Genomic DNA, 16,503 nt, shown 5'->3' with positions numbered 1-16,503 from the left:
GAACCTAACCCATTTTACGATTAATCCTGTAGAAGAATTTATCAGCCAGACGAACTCTGCCTTTTACGATGTACTGGTTGAAGTAGAGAAAGCGTAAGGAGGAGTGAGATATGTCGAAAAAACAATATGGTATGGTCATTGATACCACAAGGTGTATAGGCTGCCAAACCTGTGTTATATCCTGTAAAATCAACTACCAGATACCGGGGGAAGTGTATTGGGGTAGGGTAGAAACCATCGGAAGTAAAGTCATGTACCAACCCACAGGAAAATATCCTAACCCTGTTCTTGCCTTTCGTCCTCGTTTATGCAATCATTGCGCCGATCCGGCTTGTGTAAAAAATTGTCCTACAGGAGCGATGCACAAAGATGAAAACGGCATCGTGTCAGTGAATCAGGAGGTTTGCATCGGCTGTCAATATTGTACTTGGGTATGCCCTTACAATGCCCCTAAATTAGATACCGAGAAAAAAGTTATGAGCAAATGTACGTTTTGTCATGAGCTGTTGGCGAAGGGTGAAAAACCCTATTGTGTTGAAGCCTGTCCCGCAGAGGCCAGGATCTTTGGTGAAATCAGTGATCCTCATAGTAAGATTTCAGGCCTTATTGCTGCCAAACATGCTCAGCCACTCATGCCGAATTTAGGGACAGTTCCTTCTGTCTACTATGTGTAGGAGGTGTAACTATGGCGGAACTTAATCTTTCTTTAATCGTTTTTACCCTGTGTATTGGCTTGTGTACGGGAACCTTTATTTATTTTGTCCTTTGGCAGATGAATGGGGGTCCTTCTGAAACTCAGCAAAAGGTATCCTTCAAAGTGTTAAGCGTACTTCTCATCTGTTTGGGTGTTGCCATGCTGGCCTCTGCTACTCATTTGGGGAAACCTGTTCGTTTTCTTAACGCTTTTCGCAATCCGGGGTCGATGATTGCTCAGGAAGGTCTTTGGTCGATAGCTTTAGGGGTCATTTTGCTTATTGCTGTCATTTTGGCTTATCAAGGGAAGAAGATTCCTAAGGGACTCTACATTATAGGTGGGATAGTCTCTTGTGGGCTGCTTTTGGTATGTTCCATGGTCTATGTCAGGGCTTCCGGCTTTCCTGCCTGGAGCAGTGGAGTCACCATCGTCTACTATTTTGGCAGTGCTATTTTGTTGGGAGCTGCTGGAATGTACTTGATTAGTGCCCAACTGGGGGAGAAGGATTCTGAAAAGAGGATGGCGTCTGTTGCACTGGTTGCGGTGTTTTTGCAAATTATTGCCACAGTGGCCTTTGCTATACATCTGAGAATCGGGGTCCTTGATGTCACATTGCCGACAACCTTAGGAATGGATGTCTTCCGTTGGGGAGTAGGCCTTTTAGCGCCGGCCGTTATTGCTTATTTAGCCTGGACAGGCAAATTTACAGGTAAAAATGCTGCTTGGTCCTTCTCGGTCTGTGTACTGATCGGAGAAGTATTCTCCCGGTTACTGTTCTTCATGCAGGGAGTACATCTCTAAGCAGAGTAATGAGTGAATGCGCGGATCCATAGAGTATCAATAAGTATGTGGAAGCTGAGGCGTAAGCCTCCGCTTCCACACGACAACATTCTTTAGTGACGCCCAACCATGGTCTTACCTATGGTTTGGCTTATCTTGCTTATTAGCCCTATGATGGTAAGATGGAGTCAGATCACTTCTTTTGTGCTAAGGATGGAGGGGAGAATCACATGGCTAAAATAATGCAACAGTTTTTAAAGGATGAGGATTTATGTCCAAGCATTCGGGGGATTTTTGCACAACAGCTTGTACCTTGCACTGTTCGTCATTTACAAAAGGGAGAAATTCTGTGGCATGAAAATGAAGAACATCCCTACTGCTATCTCATTGAAAGCGGTATGATAAAGCTCCATATCGTCACCAAAGATGGAAAAGAAAAGGTGTTATTCTACTATACTAACGGCTCTATGGCGGGTTTTCAAAGTCTATCAAAAGAAAAATTAACCATTACAACAGCTACGGCCATGTTGCCTACAAAGCTTTACGCCATGGAATTCTCTCTCCTTTACGATTTTATCCTGAGCAATCCTCAGTATTTATCTGCTCTAACAAGTTATATCTTTCACCATATGGCTGTAGAGGCGGAGGAAATTGTTAATATTTCAATGTACAATACAGCAGAACGATTGGCTGCCCTATTTGTACTTTTGGCTGAGGAATATCCTCCGAATGAAAGGAATGAAGTGGTCATTCCTTTCAATAACGAGGAATTAGCTGCTATGATTGGGGCCTGCCGCAACAGTGTATCCAACGCCATATCCACGTTCAACAAGGAAAAACTGATTCGTAAGCAAAGAGGTAGCCTTACAGTCATCAATCTAAAGGGGCTGAAGCAATACTCCATGTAGAGGGTGGCGGGAGACGTTGTATTCCCAATGAAGGGAGATGAACCCATGGGCGGTGTTGAATGGCGAGAAGGAAAAGTTAAAGATTTTGTAGTTCTTCTGATATCCGCTTTCTTTATCTATACTTACAATAATATTTTTATGGTGGCGACTCCTCTTCTGCTGACCAGTATGGGCGGAACGGATATTATTGCCGGTCTTCAAGGGACGATTTTTTTAGTCACCGCGATTATCCTGCGCTTCTTTTTTGGCCCCTTAGCAGATGCCTATAGCAGGCGTTTAGTGATGTTCATAGGAAGTGGGGCTTTTTTGCTTGCGTCGATAGTGCTGGTTTATGCAGTGGATATCTGGCAGGTTATTATTTTGCGTTCGGTTCAGGCTGTAGGGTTGGCTTCTTATTTCCCTGCTGCTTCAGCGACAGCGGCCGCCTGTGCAGGTAAGGGGCGAAGGGGAACTACCTTGGGTGTGTTAAGGATGACATCCTCCCTATCCTTGCTTGTAGGACCTTTTCTGGCATTTTATGTGATTAGAATCTATGGGTACCCCTTATTTTTGCGGAGTATGACTTTATTGGCTTTTGGAGGTATGGGGGCGCTTTGTTTTATTTCGGAAAAGGTGATTGGGCCAAAGGAAGGAATTCCAAGTGAAAAGAAAATGCCCCTAAGTCAAAGAATTAATTTTCTGCCTGTTTTGAAAAGATGTCCCTTCATTATTGGAACGACCTTTGTGGTAGCTCTTAGTTATGGGTTTTACATGTCTTTTGCAACGCCTTACATAGTCGCCAGTACTATGATTAGGAATGCCGGCTTATTTTTTACCGCTTTTTCCTGCGGCGGGATGATCGCCAACGGAGTTCTTGGTTTCCTTTCCGATCGCCTTGGTCGTTTGCCCATGTCCGTGTGTGCTCTTTTCACCTTGGGAAGCGGTATACTTTTATTTGCCCTTCTTCCACAGGTGACCATGGTGTTCTACCCTGCGGCGGTCCTTTCAGGGTTTGGTTATTATGGCTGTACAGCAGTGCTTATGGCATGGCTTACGGAAAAGGTAGCTTCGAATGAGCACACCTCAGCTTTTTCCTTGCAGCAAAATGCATTGGACTTTGGAATTGCGGCGGGGAGTGGAATGTTCGGAATCTTGATAACAGGTGTGAAAAGTGCGAGTGTACTTTATGGGATTTTCGGCATGCTTTATATTGGCTATGGAATACTGTGTATTCTAGGAGGAAAGCATCACTTCAGCTAAATCGACAAACTTTGCCCAAATTCGAGAGAGGAATTGACAGGGAATAAGGAGAAAAACCCCATATTACCCTCGAGATAGCGTTGATTCTCGGGGAACATGGGGTGATTTTATTGGAGCGGAAACTCAATTATGTTTGGTGGGGAATCTTAGGTGTGCTGCTTGTGGCAGCTATTTGGAGGTTTATCCTTCCTCATAATAATTCCCTAGCTGTCGAGAAAGCCGGCCAAAGTCGGGAAATAATCGTCTATGTTTCCGGTGCCGTGGCAAAGCCGGGGCTAGTTCATCTCCCCATTGATGCCAGGCTGGATGATGCTTTGAAACAAGCAAATCCTTTGCCGGAGGCTAATATTGACCAGGTTAACCCAGCGGAAAGGCTTAAGGACGGTCAAAAGATCATGGTGCCATATCAGCCGGTGCCCCAACCGGTCCCCCAGGTGGGTCAGGTTCAAGGTCCGTCGGGAAACGTCAATGGGGCACAAGGAGCCCTTCCTAATCCAAATACTAATCAAGATCCTAGTACAAGCCCTCAAGTCTATGCCCAATATCCGGCCCAGATCTCTACTAACTTAATCAATATCAACACTGCAGATGCAGCAGAGTTAGATAAACTACCGGGAATCGGGCCCGCTTTGGCCGAGCGGATTATTCAGTATCGGCTGGAGCATGGACCTTTTAGCTATCCGGAGGATTTAAAGAAGGTTTCCGGAATCGGCGATAAGACCTATCAGAAAATGGCTCCGATGGTAACGGTGGGGCCATGAAGGATTTTTGGCTTAGACGTTTAGCTTGCCTGCTTGCAGGCGGTTTAGTCGGTGTTTATACCCCAGAATCAATGTGGTGGCTTGTTCTGGGGATTTTTCTATTGGTGACCTTCCGCGTTCGGCTGTGGCAACCTCGGGATTTTTTTGGTCCGGGCCGAAAAAGATCAATTTTTATTCTATGTTTAAGCATAGTTGTGGGTTTTGTTTACGGGCAGATGGGGAGAGCTGAATTAGCAACTCCCCTTACAATCGACCAAATTAAGATAGTAGGCGAGCTTAAGGATTGGTCTGTGAATGATGAGGGAGCGGTAGGAGTATTTCAGATCCTCGAACCTGTTGAAATCACCGGTAATTTTCCTGGCTCAGAAGATTTCATTAAAAAGAAATATCGGCTACGGGCTTATCGAAATTCAGAGGGAGATCTGCCTGCAGGGTGGGATATGGTGCAACCGGGGGACTTGATCGGGTTCACGGGTAAAATCGACCGGCCTAAACCTCCGGGGACCCCAGGGCAATTTGATTTGCCCTTATATTATGCTGTCCGCGGCCTTAGCGGCGGCATAACCGCCCAGGGTGAAGCAAGTATTATAGCTATAGGTGATGCTCCCCTTAGCTGGCAGCTCCGGGAGCGTGTGCAAAAACTGCTTGCTAGCTACCCCCAGGCACAGGTCGGTCTTTTGGAGGGGATTCTTTTTGGGGATACCAGCCGGGTTCCGGAGGAAGAATTAGAACGTTACCGGATTACCGGGGTCTACCATGTTTTTTCTGCCTCAGGCTCTAATGTTGCCTTTTTGCTCTTGTTATGCTGGGGAGGTTTGTTCTTTTTACCTCGCCCTCTACGAGTGGGAATTACTATTCCCATCATAATTTTTTATGCCATTCTTTGCGACGGCAATCCACCGATCCTGCGGGCCACGGTGATGGCCGCCTTAATCTTATTAGGAAGGCTGGGTAAAGGAAGAGGAAATGGTCTGCGAGGTCTTTTTTTGGCGGGCTTTTTCCTATTCCTTTGGCAGCCGTTGATCCTTAAAGATATTGGTTTTCAGCTTTCTTTTATGGCCACTTGGGGTATTCTTGTCCTTAGCCCGTTATTGGAGAAAGTGAAGTGGCTAAGAAGGTGGCCAAAGAGCATTAAGAATGCGGTTTCCATGACTTCAGCGGCCCAAATCGCTACCTTACCCCTGCTAATTAGTGCCTTCCACAGGTTATCAATTATTGGGCTTTGTGCCAATATCCTCGTGCTATCTATCCTGGGCATTATCTTTGAACTGGGAATCATCGGAGCCGCCTTATCCTTCTTTCCTCACATTGCACTTCCGCTTTTTCAAGTAAGCCTTTGGCTTCTTTCCTGGGTAAGTGAAGTTCTTTCCCAATTAGCTAGGCTGCCATGGGCGGATGTTTGGGTGGTTAATCCCGGGGCGCTTTTTTGGCTTAGTTGGTATGGTGGAATCACTGTATTTCTGGTCGGTAAGGAACGAGCGAGTTTTGTAGTTAAAGTATGGGTAGGAAACCTAAGTCGTAATTTAAATCCCTGCATGGGAATTGTTTTAGCCCTGACTAAAGGCAAACCGGAAAAGTTAGAGTTCAAATTTAAGGACGAAACTCCAAAGACTAAACGTGCAGAAGCGGAAAGCAAAGAAGGGCAAAGTGACTTTAAACTCTTACGAAGCAGTTTGGGAATCAAAGGGGAGAGAGTTCTGATCGCTCTTCTCCTGCTTCTTCTGCTTTGGAGCCCTTGGAACATACCGGGAGTTCTTCAAGTAACTTTTATTGATGTAGGGCAGGGCGATTGCGTTCTGATTGAGACGCCGAAGGGAAGGCGCATTATGGTGGATACCGGGCCAAAGACGGAACGGTTCGATGCAGGGGAGCGGATTATTGTCCCTTATCTACTTAACCAGGGAATAAGACATTTGGATGCTCTTATCTTGACCCATCCCCATGCTGATCATGTCGGTGGGGCTGCCACAGTTCTGAAGACAATCCCGGTGGATTGGGTTGGTATTCCTGAAGATGGACTGGATTGGTTAAGCCTCGCTGCCATTGCTGATGGGCAGACGGAGAGTGGTCAGTGGAATGGATGGGGAGAGAGAGGGCTTGACTTAGAACTGGTCAGGAGTTTAGAAAACGTTGAGGTAGAAAAACTGACAAAAGGGGATAGATTAGTTATAGATAAAGAAACCACCCTTACCGTATTGGCACCGGGGAGAGTTTTGTCGGGGACAAAATCCGATCAAAACAATAATTCCTTGATCTTACGTCTGGAGAATAAGAGCGGTCAAAGTGTACTGTTAACCGGGGATATTGAAGAGGAGGCTATGGAAGAACTTTTTCGTTCGGGGCAATTCTATGATGCGGATCTATTTAAGGTACCACACCATGGCAGTCGATACTCGTTGATGACGGATATGTTGGACAGGATCAACCCTCAAGGGGTAATCATTCCGGTAGGGAAGAATTCCTTTGGCCATCCCAGTCCACAGGTTCTTCGCTATTGGGAAGAGCGTCGGGTTCCGGTTTTTCGTACAGATGAACATGGGACCATTGAAGTGAATTTAGATGGGGTAATTATGGAGGTTATTACCGGAAGGCATTAAAGCTCAAACTTTATTATTAAAAAAGTTAAAAAAATATACCTGAATGAGGTATAAAGTTTTTATGTGTGGTAAGAATAGGAAGGAACATCTCTTTTCTCCTCCTCTTTCTTTTGCCCCTTCATTCTTGGAGGGGTTTTTTCTTTGCTTTTTATCCTTGCTCGGCTAAAATAAGGAAGTAGGAGGGTCAAGTATGTGGGAAATAGACCAAGTTCAACAAAGTATCGCTAAGAATGAAATTCCTCCCGTGAATCTTTGGTATGGGGAGGAGCGTTTTTTAATCCAAGGGGCATTAAATTTACTAAAGAATAGTTTTCTCGCTGAAGACTCTTCGGGCAGCGGTATCGAAGTACTATCAGGGAAAAGTACAACTCCGCAACAGGTCGTGGAAATTGCTAATACCATATCCTTTTTTGGTAGGAAATTAATTATTGTGGAAGATATTCCTTACTTTCAAGACGGCCAAGGGGATACTTTGGAGCCTTTTTATGCTTATTTTGAAAGTCCCAACCCCGGGACTTGTTTGGTTTTCCTCGCCCAAAATGTGAACCGGGGGCGGAAGTTTTATAAGGCTATTGAGAAAATCGGGGTAATCCTAGAATTTGGCGGTCCTAAGCGGCAGCAAGACTGGCTGATCTGGCTGGATCGGGAATTAGCTCAGCGAAACAAGACCATGAAATCCCCGGTTAAGTCCCTCTTCTTAGAATGGGGTGGACATCAGGTGGGGATCTTAAGCCAGGAGTTAGACAAACTGGCCTTGTATGTGGAAGGTCGTGAAATCAGTGCCGAAGCTGTGCAGATGCTTGTTCCCCAAGCGGTGGAGGCCACTGTCTTTGAACTTTTGGATGCGGTGGCCGCCCGTAGTACAAAGGAAGCTGTGCAAAAGCTGCACCAGGTCCTGCACCAAGAACATCCCCTGAAAGTTCTGACCTTACTATCCCGACAAGTTCGCTTGCTGCTAGGGGCTAGGTCCATGCGGCAACAGGGTAAAGGCATCGAAGAAGCTCCTCGTCTTTTAGGCATTAAGCCCTTTGAAGCCCAAAAAATTTGGCAAAAATCAGCTCGCTTAACCTGGGAACAACTAGCTTGGGCCCTGCAGGAGTGTTTGGAGACCGATGTTGCCATTAAGACCGGAAAAGGGGAGCCGGAGTTTTTGTTGGAGCTGATGGTGACGAAGTTTTGTGAAATAAAATAATTGAAACAGTGTACCTGTCCCCCTGTTTCAAGACCGAATAAAAAGAGAGCAGCAGCGCTGCTCTCTTTTATGTCGTTCTTTTATTGTGTTGGAAACAAGACTTAGCCCACTTGTGAAAATTGCTTCGCGAAACGTTTGGTTAAGCGGGATTTCTTACGGGCAGCCATGTTTTTATGCACTAAACCTTTGGAAGAAGCTTTATCCAAAGCGCGGGTAGCTTTATTTAACGCAGTTTTTGCGGTTTCGGCGTCCGTGCTAAGAGATTCTTCAAAACGACGAATCGTTGTGCGTAAAGTTGATTTTGCAGCCGCATTTTTAATAGTACGGGCTTTGGCGATCTCAACTCTTTTGATTGCGGACTTAATATTAGGCACTTTTGGTCACCCCCTTTGGATCGAATCTTCCTATCAGATTACGCAAAGACTATTTTAACATTGAATCCTAAATTTTACAAGGTTTTATCTGAGATAAATAATATTTATTAAAGTTGTTCAGACTATATTATGAGTTAGGCAATCAGCCAATCAATAACAATTGGAATGGAGGAAAACACATATGTTAGGAATGATAGTACGCTTTCTCGTCTCCGCTGTAGTTCTTCTTTTGGTCAGTTACATCGTGCCGGGTCTCCAAGTTGCCGGATTTACAGGGGCACTTATCGCGGCCGTAGTAATTGCGGTATTAGGCTATGTTGTAGAACTTGCCTTTGGCAGAGATAAGATCACGCGTATGCATCGTGGAGTTGTCGGCTTTTTAGTCTCAGCGGTTGTTATTTATGTCAGTCAATTTATTGTTCCCGGCTCCATCCGGGTAAGCATCCTAGGTGCCTTACTTGCTTCCCTGGTCATAGGAATTGTGGATGCTTTTGTGCCCACCGAATTACGTTAACCATCGGCACCACGAAAATACTTCGCTCATCACTCAATATGACAAAAGGCCAAAAGTCGGGTCATTCTGAACGCGGTGAAGAATCTTTTCCGGGGCACTCTCAATAAAGTAGTGTTCTAAGAAGGACTTGTCCCTCATATTCCTTAGTAAAGAAGGAAAGGGGGACAAGTCTTTTGTTAAAGGAAGAAATATATTCGCCAAAGAAGTGGAAGTTTAGCCTTTGGCCTTCATCCCGGTGGGCCCGTATTTTTTTATTTATCCTGCTGACCCTTCTTTTCCTTGGTTTATTTACTTATGCTTTGGAAAAAGGTACCTCGAGACAATTGGTTCGAGTATTATCTCAGCAAAGCTTCCCTTTTGAAGCCATATTATTAGAAGGAATTCCGGGGTATTCTCAGCCGCAAAGGGAACATCTTAGTCAGGTTAGATCCCAGGGAGTGGCTATGGGGACGTATTTATTGACCGGCGTGAATATCGCTGACGCCCGCACCTATTTTTTCAGCTATTTTACTCCACCTCCGGAAGGACCGGCCTGGATCGGCTGGGCATATAATCCTGGAGACCCGGAATATGAGGGAGAAATACCCGAGCTGCAAGAAATTCCCCCTAAACCTTCCAACGGACAAGAAGAGATTGAGAAGCCTGTCGTGCCCTTGGATGACGAGGTGTTGGTAGGTATTTACCATACCCATAATGCTGAGAGTTATATGGGAGATGGAGGCGAAGAACGGGATAAAGACGGAAATGGAGAGATTATTGGTGTGGGTGAAAAGTTAAAAGAAAGTCTGGAGGAAAATGGCATTCGGGCAGTACATGCAAAAGACGCTCATGAGTTGGACGATTTTAACAAGGCTTATAGTAAATCTATATATACAGCTGCGGCTTTGGTTAAAAATTATCCCTCGATGAAACTGCTTTTGGATGTGCACCGGGATGGCTTACCACCAGGAGTTAATAAATCCACAGTTACGGTCAATGGGAAAGAGGTTGGACGAGTGATGATTGTTATTGGTCGGAAAAACCCTCATTGGGAAAAGAATGAGGCAATTGCTAAAGATCTCATTGCTTTCGCCGAAAAAGAATATCCGGGCTTTTTTATTACCGGCATAAACTATGCTTCTGATGCCCGTTATAATCAGCATCTTCTGGATGGGGCAATTATCTTGGAGATCGGCAGCCAATTTAATACCTTTGAAGAGGCCAAGGGGTCTGCCGAGGTGCTTGGCAAGGTTTTAGCTGACTGGATGAGAGAAAAATGATATAATTCGTTAGCATAGGCATTTTAGCATCATGGATGAGGATCGAAGGGGACGAGTTTATGTCGGGTAAGCGGACGGTAGCAATGGCAGCCGGGCTCTTAATGCTAACTCAGTTAGCTTCAAGGATTCTGGGTTTTTTAAGAGAGTCCTTGATGGCGAATTTTTACGGAAAAACGGGAGTAACCGATGCTTATCAAACGGCATTCATCCTTCCCGATTTAATTTATTGGCTTTTAGTAGGCGGAGTATTGAGCTCTGCCTTTATTCCTGTCTTTTCGGAATATATCCACAAAGGCAAGGAAGAGGAAGGTTGGCGGGTTGCCAGCTCCTTTATCAATTTAATTATTCTCCTTTTGAGTATCCTTGTGATTTTAGCTCTTATCTTTACCCCCCATTTTATCCGCTTGCAGGTTCCGGGCTTTTCCGCAGAAAATCAAGCTTTAACTGTTCATCTGACCAGGATTATTCTGATTCAGCCGTTGCTTCTGGCTTTAAGCGGGATTACTATGGGAATTTTAAATTCCTATAAGATCTTTTGGCCCAGTGCTTTAGGAACGGTAATTTACAACGCCAGTGTTATTTTCTTCGGAGTAATTCTTGCTCGTCCCGATGATCCGGGAACCATCTCCGGCTTTGCTATCGGGGTAGTTGTAGGGGCACTCTTAAACTTTCTTGTTCAGGTTCCCGCTTTACGCCGCCAAGGCCTGCGTTATTACCCGATTATCGATTGGCGGCATCCGGGGGTTCGGCGGATCGCGGTCTTAGCGGTTCCAATTATTCTTAGCTACACCCTAAATCAGATTCAGGTAGTAGTGAACTCCAACCTAGGGTCTCACCTTATTGAAGGAAGTCTCACTGCTATATGGTATTCTTATCGATTATTCTAGCTGCCGGTGGGGATTTTTGCTCTAGCCATTGCGGTAGCGGTGTTCCCAACCTTAAATGAACATGCGGCCCTTAAGAAGTGGCGGGAATTTGTCCAGACCTCATCAAGTGCAGTGCGGATGGTTATCTTTATTACCCTCCCTGTTTCGGTGGGAATGATAGCTTTACGCTTTCCCTTAATTCGGGTATTATTTGAACATGGGGCCTTTACACCTGAAGACACTTTAGCTACGGCGATTCCGCTTTTCTATTTTGCTGTAGGGATCTCTGCTCAGTCCGTGATTCAGATTTTACCGCGGATGTTTTACGCTCTTCAGGACACCTGGACTCCGGTCATTATCGGCATCATTTCCATGTTAGCCAATGTGGCCTTTATGTTTCTCTTGGTCAAACCCCTCCAAAGCGGCGGCTTAGCCTTCGCTACCTCTTTGGCGGCTGTGCTAAATATGATTTTGCTCCTTCACCTTTTGCGCAAACGCCTCAGGTATATCGATGGCTGGAGAATGCTCAGGACCACTCTCAAGACTCTGGTCGCCTCCGGGATTATGGGAATCGTAGTTTGGTTTGGGGGTCAGTGGTTGACCTTTGTCGTGGGAGTAGGCAAATTAGCTTCTATCTTTGTCTTGATCATAGGAACGGCAATGGGTGGGATTATTTTTGCCGCAATTACTAAGATAATGGGTATGGAAGAATTCGAACAGACCATTGGACTTGTGCAGAAGCGTTTTAATAAAGGGTGAAAGATTACTTGGGTCAAGATACTTCACTGCGTTCAGTATGACATGTGTGTCATCCTGAGCATGTGCGAAGGATCTTTTTCCAGAGCAGAATAGCACCATTAAGGAAGGTCTAATTTTAAAACCGGCACATAAAAATTAGGAAGGAGCAAGGTTTTGCTTCTTCTTTTTTGGCTTATTTAGAAAGTATAAGTCTGCGGGCGCATAAGAGCAACTAAGGCTTCCGCCTGCGCTTGAGGCTTAACGCAAGCCAAGTTTTCTTTATGGGGGTGTTTTGAATGAGTACGGAATATGAAAAACCTGCAAGGCAAAGAAAAGGCGGAGGGTTAAGAACCTTTTTAAAGATACTGTTGGTTTTCTTTAGCTTTTGCATCTTTGCCCTAGGAACGGCCTTTGCCTTGATTTTTCACGGACCCTTTGTGGAACTTAAGGAACTTTATGTTACGACCGCTATGACCACCTATACTCATCAATATTTGGCCTATTGGTTTGTTAGTGAAGAAGAAGTTGAGAGGATTATGGAAAAAAACAGAGTGCCGGAGCCGACTGTGAATACAGATGAGAAAGCAGTAACAGTAATCAAGCCAACCATTAATGAAAAACCTCCCCTGGAGTATGTCGAGATCACCGGGAAGGGGTATAAGGGTTACTTGTTGAAAATCGGCAATCCCCAGCGGGTACGCTTGGTTGCTACGGATCAATTAGGGAATCGGGGATTAAAAGTTACCGAATTTGTCGAGAATAATCATGCTGTGGCCGGGATCAATGCCGGGGGCTTTTCTGATCCAGGGGGTGTCAGCTATGGAGGTACTCCTACCGGGATTTTAATTACCGGCGGCGAAATTATCCATAAGGATAATCTTGAGAGTTATAATCTGATCGGCTTGGATAAAAATGATGTGCTGGTCCTTGGCCGCTATACCTTAGAACAGATTGAAGCGCTAGGTATTCGGGATGCGGTGTCCTTTGGCCCTATCCTTATCGTCAATGGCGAGCCGATGATCAAGATTGGGGATGGAGGCTGGGGAATTGCTCCGCGAACGGCCATAGGTCAGACCCAGGATGGTACCATCCTTTTTCTCGTCATCGATGGTAGACAAATCGGAAGTATCGGTGCTACCTTGAAGGATGTACAAGATATTCTTTTAGAACATGGAGCATACAACGGGGCAAATCTGGACGGAGGATCTTCTTCCACTTTGGTTTATCTGGGAGAGGTTAAGAATAAGCCCAGCAGTCCTTATGGACCGCGGGAAGTTCCCTCCGCCTTTATCGTCATGCCTGAGGCCAGCTTTTATGACGAGCTAAGGGCATACTACGTTGAAAAAAGATTAAACGAAAAAACTTAAAATCTTGCTCTATGAAAGTTTAGGCAGTATAATATTTATTTAGATTGTATCCTTGTAGACAAGTTTCTGCTCTGGGATACTGTAAGTTTTGTCGAAATGAGGGGTATAACTGTGGCGCAGGCCTCACAACGTATACGAAATTTTTCGATCATTGCTCATATTGATCATGGCAAATCTACTCTCGCCGACCGTTTGATTGAATATACCGGTGCCCTAAGTAAACGGGAAATGGAAGCCCAAGTCCTGGATAATATGGACCTGGAGAGAGAACGGGGAATCACCATTAAATTGCAGACCGTACGTTTACAATACCCTGCTAAAGATGGTCAGACTTATGAGTTGAATTTAATTGATACACCGGGCCATGTGGATTTTACCTACGAAGTTTCCCGTAGTTTGGCCGCTTGTGAAGGGGCCTTGCTGGTAGTGGATGCTGCTCAGGGGATTGAAGCCCAAACCCTAGCCAATGTCTATTTAGCCTTGGAAAATAATCTGGAGATTATCCCCGTTATTAATAAGATTGACTTGCCTAGTGCTGAACCGGAGCGGGTTAAGCAGGAGATTGAGGATGTTATAGGACTAGATGCCGGTGAAGCTATTTTAGCTTCGGCAAAAACCGGAATCGGCATCGAAGAAATTCTTGAAGCCGTTGTGGCCAAGATTCCCCCGCCTCAGGGAGATGATAGCACCCCCATGAAGGCCTTAATTTTCGACTCTTATTTTGATGCTTATAAAGGAGCTATTTCCTATGTAAGGGTCATGGAGGGGCGTGTCGCTAAAGGAACCCAGATCAAAATGATGTCTTCAGGCAAGGTCTTTGATGTGACGGAAGTGGGCATGTTTACTCCAGTCCTAAGAACTGTTGATGAGTTAAAAGCCGGCCAGGTCGGCTATATTGCTGCCAGTATTAAGAACGTAAAGGATACCCAAGTAGGAGATACCATTACTGATGCGGATAACCCTGCTCTCTATCCCCTGCCGGGATATCGCAAGGCCACTCCCATGGTCTTCTGCGGTCTTTATCCGGTAGACTCCAGTGATTACGAACGGTTAAAAGAAGCTTTGGAAAAGCTGCATTTGAATGATTCCAGCTTGATCTATGAACCGGAGACCTCAAGTGCCCTTGGCTTCGGTTTTCGCTGCGGCTTCTTAGGGCTTTTGCATATGGATGTAATCCAGGAACGTTTGGAGCGGGAATATGATCTCGACTTGATTACCACAGCACCTAGTGTCGTGTACCGGGTAAACAAAACGGACGGAGAAATGGTAAGTGTGGACAACCCTTCCAATCTCCCCAAGGTCGATGAGATCGAGAGTATTGAAGAGCCCATTGTCAAAGCGACCATTATGGTGCCTTCGGAATTCGTCGGGGCAATCATGGAGTTGAACCAGGAAAAACGGGGTTTTTATCTCAATATGGACTACCTTTCGGCCAACCGGGTTAGTTTAAGCTATGAAATACCCTTAAGTGAAATTGTCTATGATTATTTTGATCAGCTAAAATCCCGAACCAAAGGTTATGCCTCCCTCGATTATGAATTGGCCGGATACAAAGCAGCAAATTTGGTCAAACTGGATGTTTTGTTGAACGGTGAATTGGTGGATGCGCTTTCTTTTATTGTCCATAAGGAAAAAGCCTACGCCCGGGGTCGCCGCTTAGCGGAAAAATTAAGGGAAATCATCCCGAGGCAGATGTTTGAGGTGCCTATCCAAGCTGTTATCGGCTCAAAGGTTGTCGCTCGGGAAACGGTCAAAGCCATGCGCAAGGATGTATTGGCTAAGTGCTACGGCGGGGATATTTCCCGTAAGCGGAAGCTTTTGGAGAAACAAAAAGAAGGTAAAAAGCGCATGAAGCAGGTGGGAAGCGTAGAGATTCCCCAGGATGCCTTTATGGCAGTGCTGAAGATCGACGAGTAGGCTTCGTTGACCCAGGGGTTTTGATTTACAGCTTATAGTGTGAAAAGTAAAGTAAAATTTCTGACGACAACTACCTTAAAGCCCCGGAGATGTTTCTCCAAATATAACCATAAAAATTTAGCAGGGAGAGCGAACTCATCATGCAGTGCAACGAGACATGGGGTTCGCTTCCTTCTTATCTAGGCATATTGGAAAGTATAACTTTTTTGATTCGGATATTTTGCATACTGCTTATTGTAGCGGGAATTGTGGGGCTAAAACTGACTTCGGGGACTCCCTCTTAAAGGAAGGGGTAAAGAGATGCCATCACTTTATGTTCATGTTCCTTTCTGTGTTCGAAAATGTACTTACTGTGCTTTCTATTCTGTACCTTTGCACAAACTGCAAGTAGAGGATTATTTGACTGGTTTAAACCGCGAGATTGAATTACGGCAACAGGAGATCCAAGAGGAGATGTCCAGCCTTTTTCTTGGGGGCGGGACTCCTACCGCTTTGAATGAGGAAGCGTTAGATGCTCTCTTGAGTATCATCCATGATAATTTTAGGTTTAAAGATTCCGCGGAAAAAACAATTGAGGCCAATCCAGGAACCTTGACGGCAGGAAAATTGGAAATATTAAAGAAAAAGGATATTAATCGCATCTCTTTGGGAGTTCAATCATTGAGTGATAGTCACTTAAAGCTAATCGGGCGTATTCATCGCAAAAAAGAGATAGAGGAGGGGATTGGACTCATTCGGGAGGCAGGTTTTCATAATCTGAACTTGGATTTGATGTTTGGTCTGCCGGATCAGTCCTTGATGGATTGGCGAAATACCTTGGAAGAGGTTCTAAGGATCCGACCGGAGCACATCTCTGTCTATGGACTCATGGTTGAAGAGAATACCCCTCTTGCCAGGAACACGAAACAAATTACCCAGTTGCCTGATGATGATACGCAAGCCGAGATGTATCATTTGGGGAGAGAGATGCTTTGTAAAGCGGGATATCGCCATTACGAGACATCGAATTATGCGCTTCCCGGTTATGAATGTCGGCATAATCTTGGCTATTGGCGAGGGAAGGATTATTTAGGGATAGGGCAAGGTGCTGTATCCCGTATGAAAAATCATCGTTATAAAAATCTTGAGGATATACTTTTATATAAGAATATGCTCTTAACGTGGGAACTTCCGGTGGATAGTAAAGAGGATGAATTTTTAACAATAAGTGAACAAAGGACAGAACAAATTATACTCGGACTACGTCTAAAAGATGGTGTTGATCTTTTAAAGTTTAAAAAAGAATTTGGTGTGGATC

At 45.0% G+C, this 16,503-nt stretch carries 13 protein-coding genes and 1 pseudogene; 13 read left to right on the top strand and 1 reads right to left on the bottom strand.

The genetic code is table 11. The annotated features are described in order from the left end of the window. The first annotated feature begins 110 nt into the window (after nt 1–110). The 7 genes from AC1U9U_RS10575 to holA all read left to right on the top strand — a co-directional run bounded on the left by AC1U9U_RS10575 (nt 111) and on the right by holA (nt 8,171). Nucleotides 111–674: a 4Fe-4S dicluster domain-containing protein gene (locus AC1U9U_RS10575; protein WP_479960528.1), complete on the top strand. Its 564-nt coding sequence runs from the start codon at nt 111–113 to the stop codon at nt 672–674. An 11-nt stretch (nt 675–685) separates the two neighbouring features. Continuing rightward, nucleotides 686–1,495, top strand: a complete 810-nt coding sequence (locus AC1U9U_RS10570) for a dimethyl sulfoxide reductase anchor subunit family protein (protein WP_479960527.1) — start codon at nt 686–688, stop codon at nt 1,493–1,495. A 209-nt stretch (nt 1,496–1,704) separates the two neighbouring features. Continuing rightward, nucleotides 1,705–2,382 (top strand): Crp/Fnr family transcriptional regulator, encoded by a 678-nt coding sequence (locus AC1U9U_RS10565; protein WP_479960526.1) that lies wholly within the window; start codon nt 1,705–1,707, stop codon nt 2,380–2,382. A 45-nt stretch (nt 2,383–2,427) separates the two neighbouring features. After that, nucleotides 2,428–3,621, top strand: a complete 1,194-nt coding sequence (locus tag AC1U9U_RS10560) for an MFS transporter (protein ID WP_479960525.1) — start codon at nt 2,428–2,430, stop codon at nt 3,619–3,621. Between the two features lie 110 nt (nt 3,622–3,731). Continuing rightward, nucleotides 3,732–4,382, top strand: a complete 651-nt coding sequence (locus AC1U9U_RS10555) for a ComEA family DNA-binding protein (RefSeq protein ID WP_479960524.1) — start codon at nt 3,732–3,734, stop codon at nt 4,380–4,382. Next, nucleotides 4,379–6,979 (top strand): ComEC/Rec2 family competence protein, encoded by a 2,601-nt coding sequence (locus AC1U9U_RS10550; protein WP_479960523.1) that lies wholly within the window; start codon nt 4,379–4,381, stop codon nt 6,977–6,979. The genes AC1U9U_RS10555 and AC1U9U_RS10550 overlap by 4 nt, the downstream gene beginning before the upstream one ends. A 190-nt stretch (nt 6,980–7,169) precedes the next feature. Next, entirely contained in the window at nt 7,170–8,171 is a 1,002-nt protein-coding gene (holA, locus tag AC1U9U_RS10545) for a DNA polymerase III subunit delta (protein ID WP_479960522.1), read from the top strand. A 101-nt stretch (nt 8,172–8,272) separates the two neighbouring features. Here holA and rpsT read toward each other — a convergent pair whose 3' ends face one another. After that, a complete protein-coding gene (gene rpsT, locus AC1U9U_RS10540) occupies nt 8,273–8,545 on the bottom strand; it encodes a 30S ribosomal protein S20 (RefSeq protein ID WP_479960521.1) in 273 nt (90 codons plus the stop codon). Nucleotides 8,546–8,726: 181 nt separating this feature from the next. Between rpsT and AC1U9U_RS10535 the strand changes: the two genes are divergently transcribed. The 6 genes and pseudogenes from AC1U9U_RS10535 to hemW all read left to right on the top strand — a co-directional run. Then, nucleotides 8,727–9,059 carry a phage holin family protein gene (locus AC1U9U_RS10535; protein ID WP_479960520.1) on the top strand — a complete coding sequence of 111 codons (333 nt, stop codon included), beginning with the start codon at nt 8,727–8,729 and terminating at the stop codon, nt 9,057–9,059. Between the two features lie 173 nt (nt 9,060–9,232). Next, nucleotides 9,233–10,318 (top strand): stage II sporulation protein P, encoded by a 1,086-nt coding sequence (spoIIP, locus tag AC1U9U_RS10530; protein WP_479960519.1) that lies wholly within the window; start codon nt 9,233–9,235, stop codon nt 10,316–10,318. 59 nt (nt 10,319–10,377) lie between these two features. Next, nucleotides 10,378–11,943 (top strand): annotated as a pseudogene (gene murJ, locus AC1U9U_RS10525) (murein biosynthesis integral membrane protein MurJ). A gap of 275 nt (nt 11,944–12,218) precedes the next feature. Next, on the top strand, nt 12,219–13,289 hold the full coding sequence (locus AC1U9U_RS10520) for a phosphodiester glycosidase family protein (protein WP_479960518.1): 1,071 nt from the start codon (nt 12,219–12,221) through the stop codon (nt 13,287–13,289). 111 nt (nt 13,290–13,400) lie between these two features. Then, a complete protein-coding gene (gene lepA, locus AC1U9U_RS10515) occupies nt 13,401–15,206 on the top strand; it encodes a translation elongation factor 4 (protein ID WP_479960517.1) in 1,806 nt (601 codons plus the stop codon). Nucleotides 15,207–15,506: 300 nt separating this feature from the next. Continuing rightward, a partial coding sequence (gene hemW, locus AC1U9U_RS10510; RefSeq protein WP_479960516.1) for a radical SAM family heme chaperone HemW occupies nt 15,507–16,503 on the top strand: 997 nt, incomplete at its 3' end.

This window comes from Desulfitobacterium sp., assembly GCF_982384815.1.
Note: the sequence above shows the minus strand (reverse complement) of the source record. Positions and strands in the feature narration are given on the sequence as shown.

Coding starts and splice junctions, on each gene's coding strand:
- AC1U9U_RS10575 (WP_479960528.1), top strand. CDS start 111: ATGTCGAAAAAACAATATGGTATGGTCATTGATACCACAAGGTGTATA.
- AC1U9U_RS10570 (WP_479960527.1), top strand. CDS start 686: ATGGCGGAACTTAATCTTTCTTTAATCGTTTTTACCCTGTGTATTGGC.
- AC1U9U_RS10565 (WP_479960526.1), top strand. CDS start 1,705: ATGGCTAAAATAATGCAACAGTTTTTAAAGGATGAGGATTTATGTCCA.
- AC1U9U_RS10560 (WP_479960525.1), top strand. CDS start 2,428: ATGGGCGGTGTTGAATGGCGAGAAGGAAAAGTTAAAGATTTTGTAGTT.
- AC1U9U_RS10550 (WP_479960523.1), top strand. CDS start 4,379: ATGAAGGATTTTTGGCTTAGACGTTTAGCTTGCCTGCTTGCAGGCGGT.
- holA (WP_479960522.1), top strand. CDS start 7,170: ATGTGGGAAATAGACCAAGTTCAACAAAGTATCGCTAAGAATGAAATT.
- AC1U9U_RS10535 (WP_479960520.1), top strand. CDS start 8,727: ATGTTAGGAATGATAGTACGCTTTCTCGTCTCCGCTGTAGTTCTTCTT.
- AC1U9U_RS10520 (WP_479960518.1), top strand. CDS start 12,219: ATGAGTACGGAATATGAAAAACCTGCAAGGCAAAGAAAAGGCGGAGGG.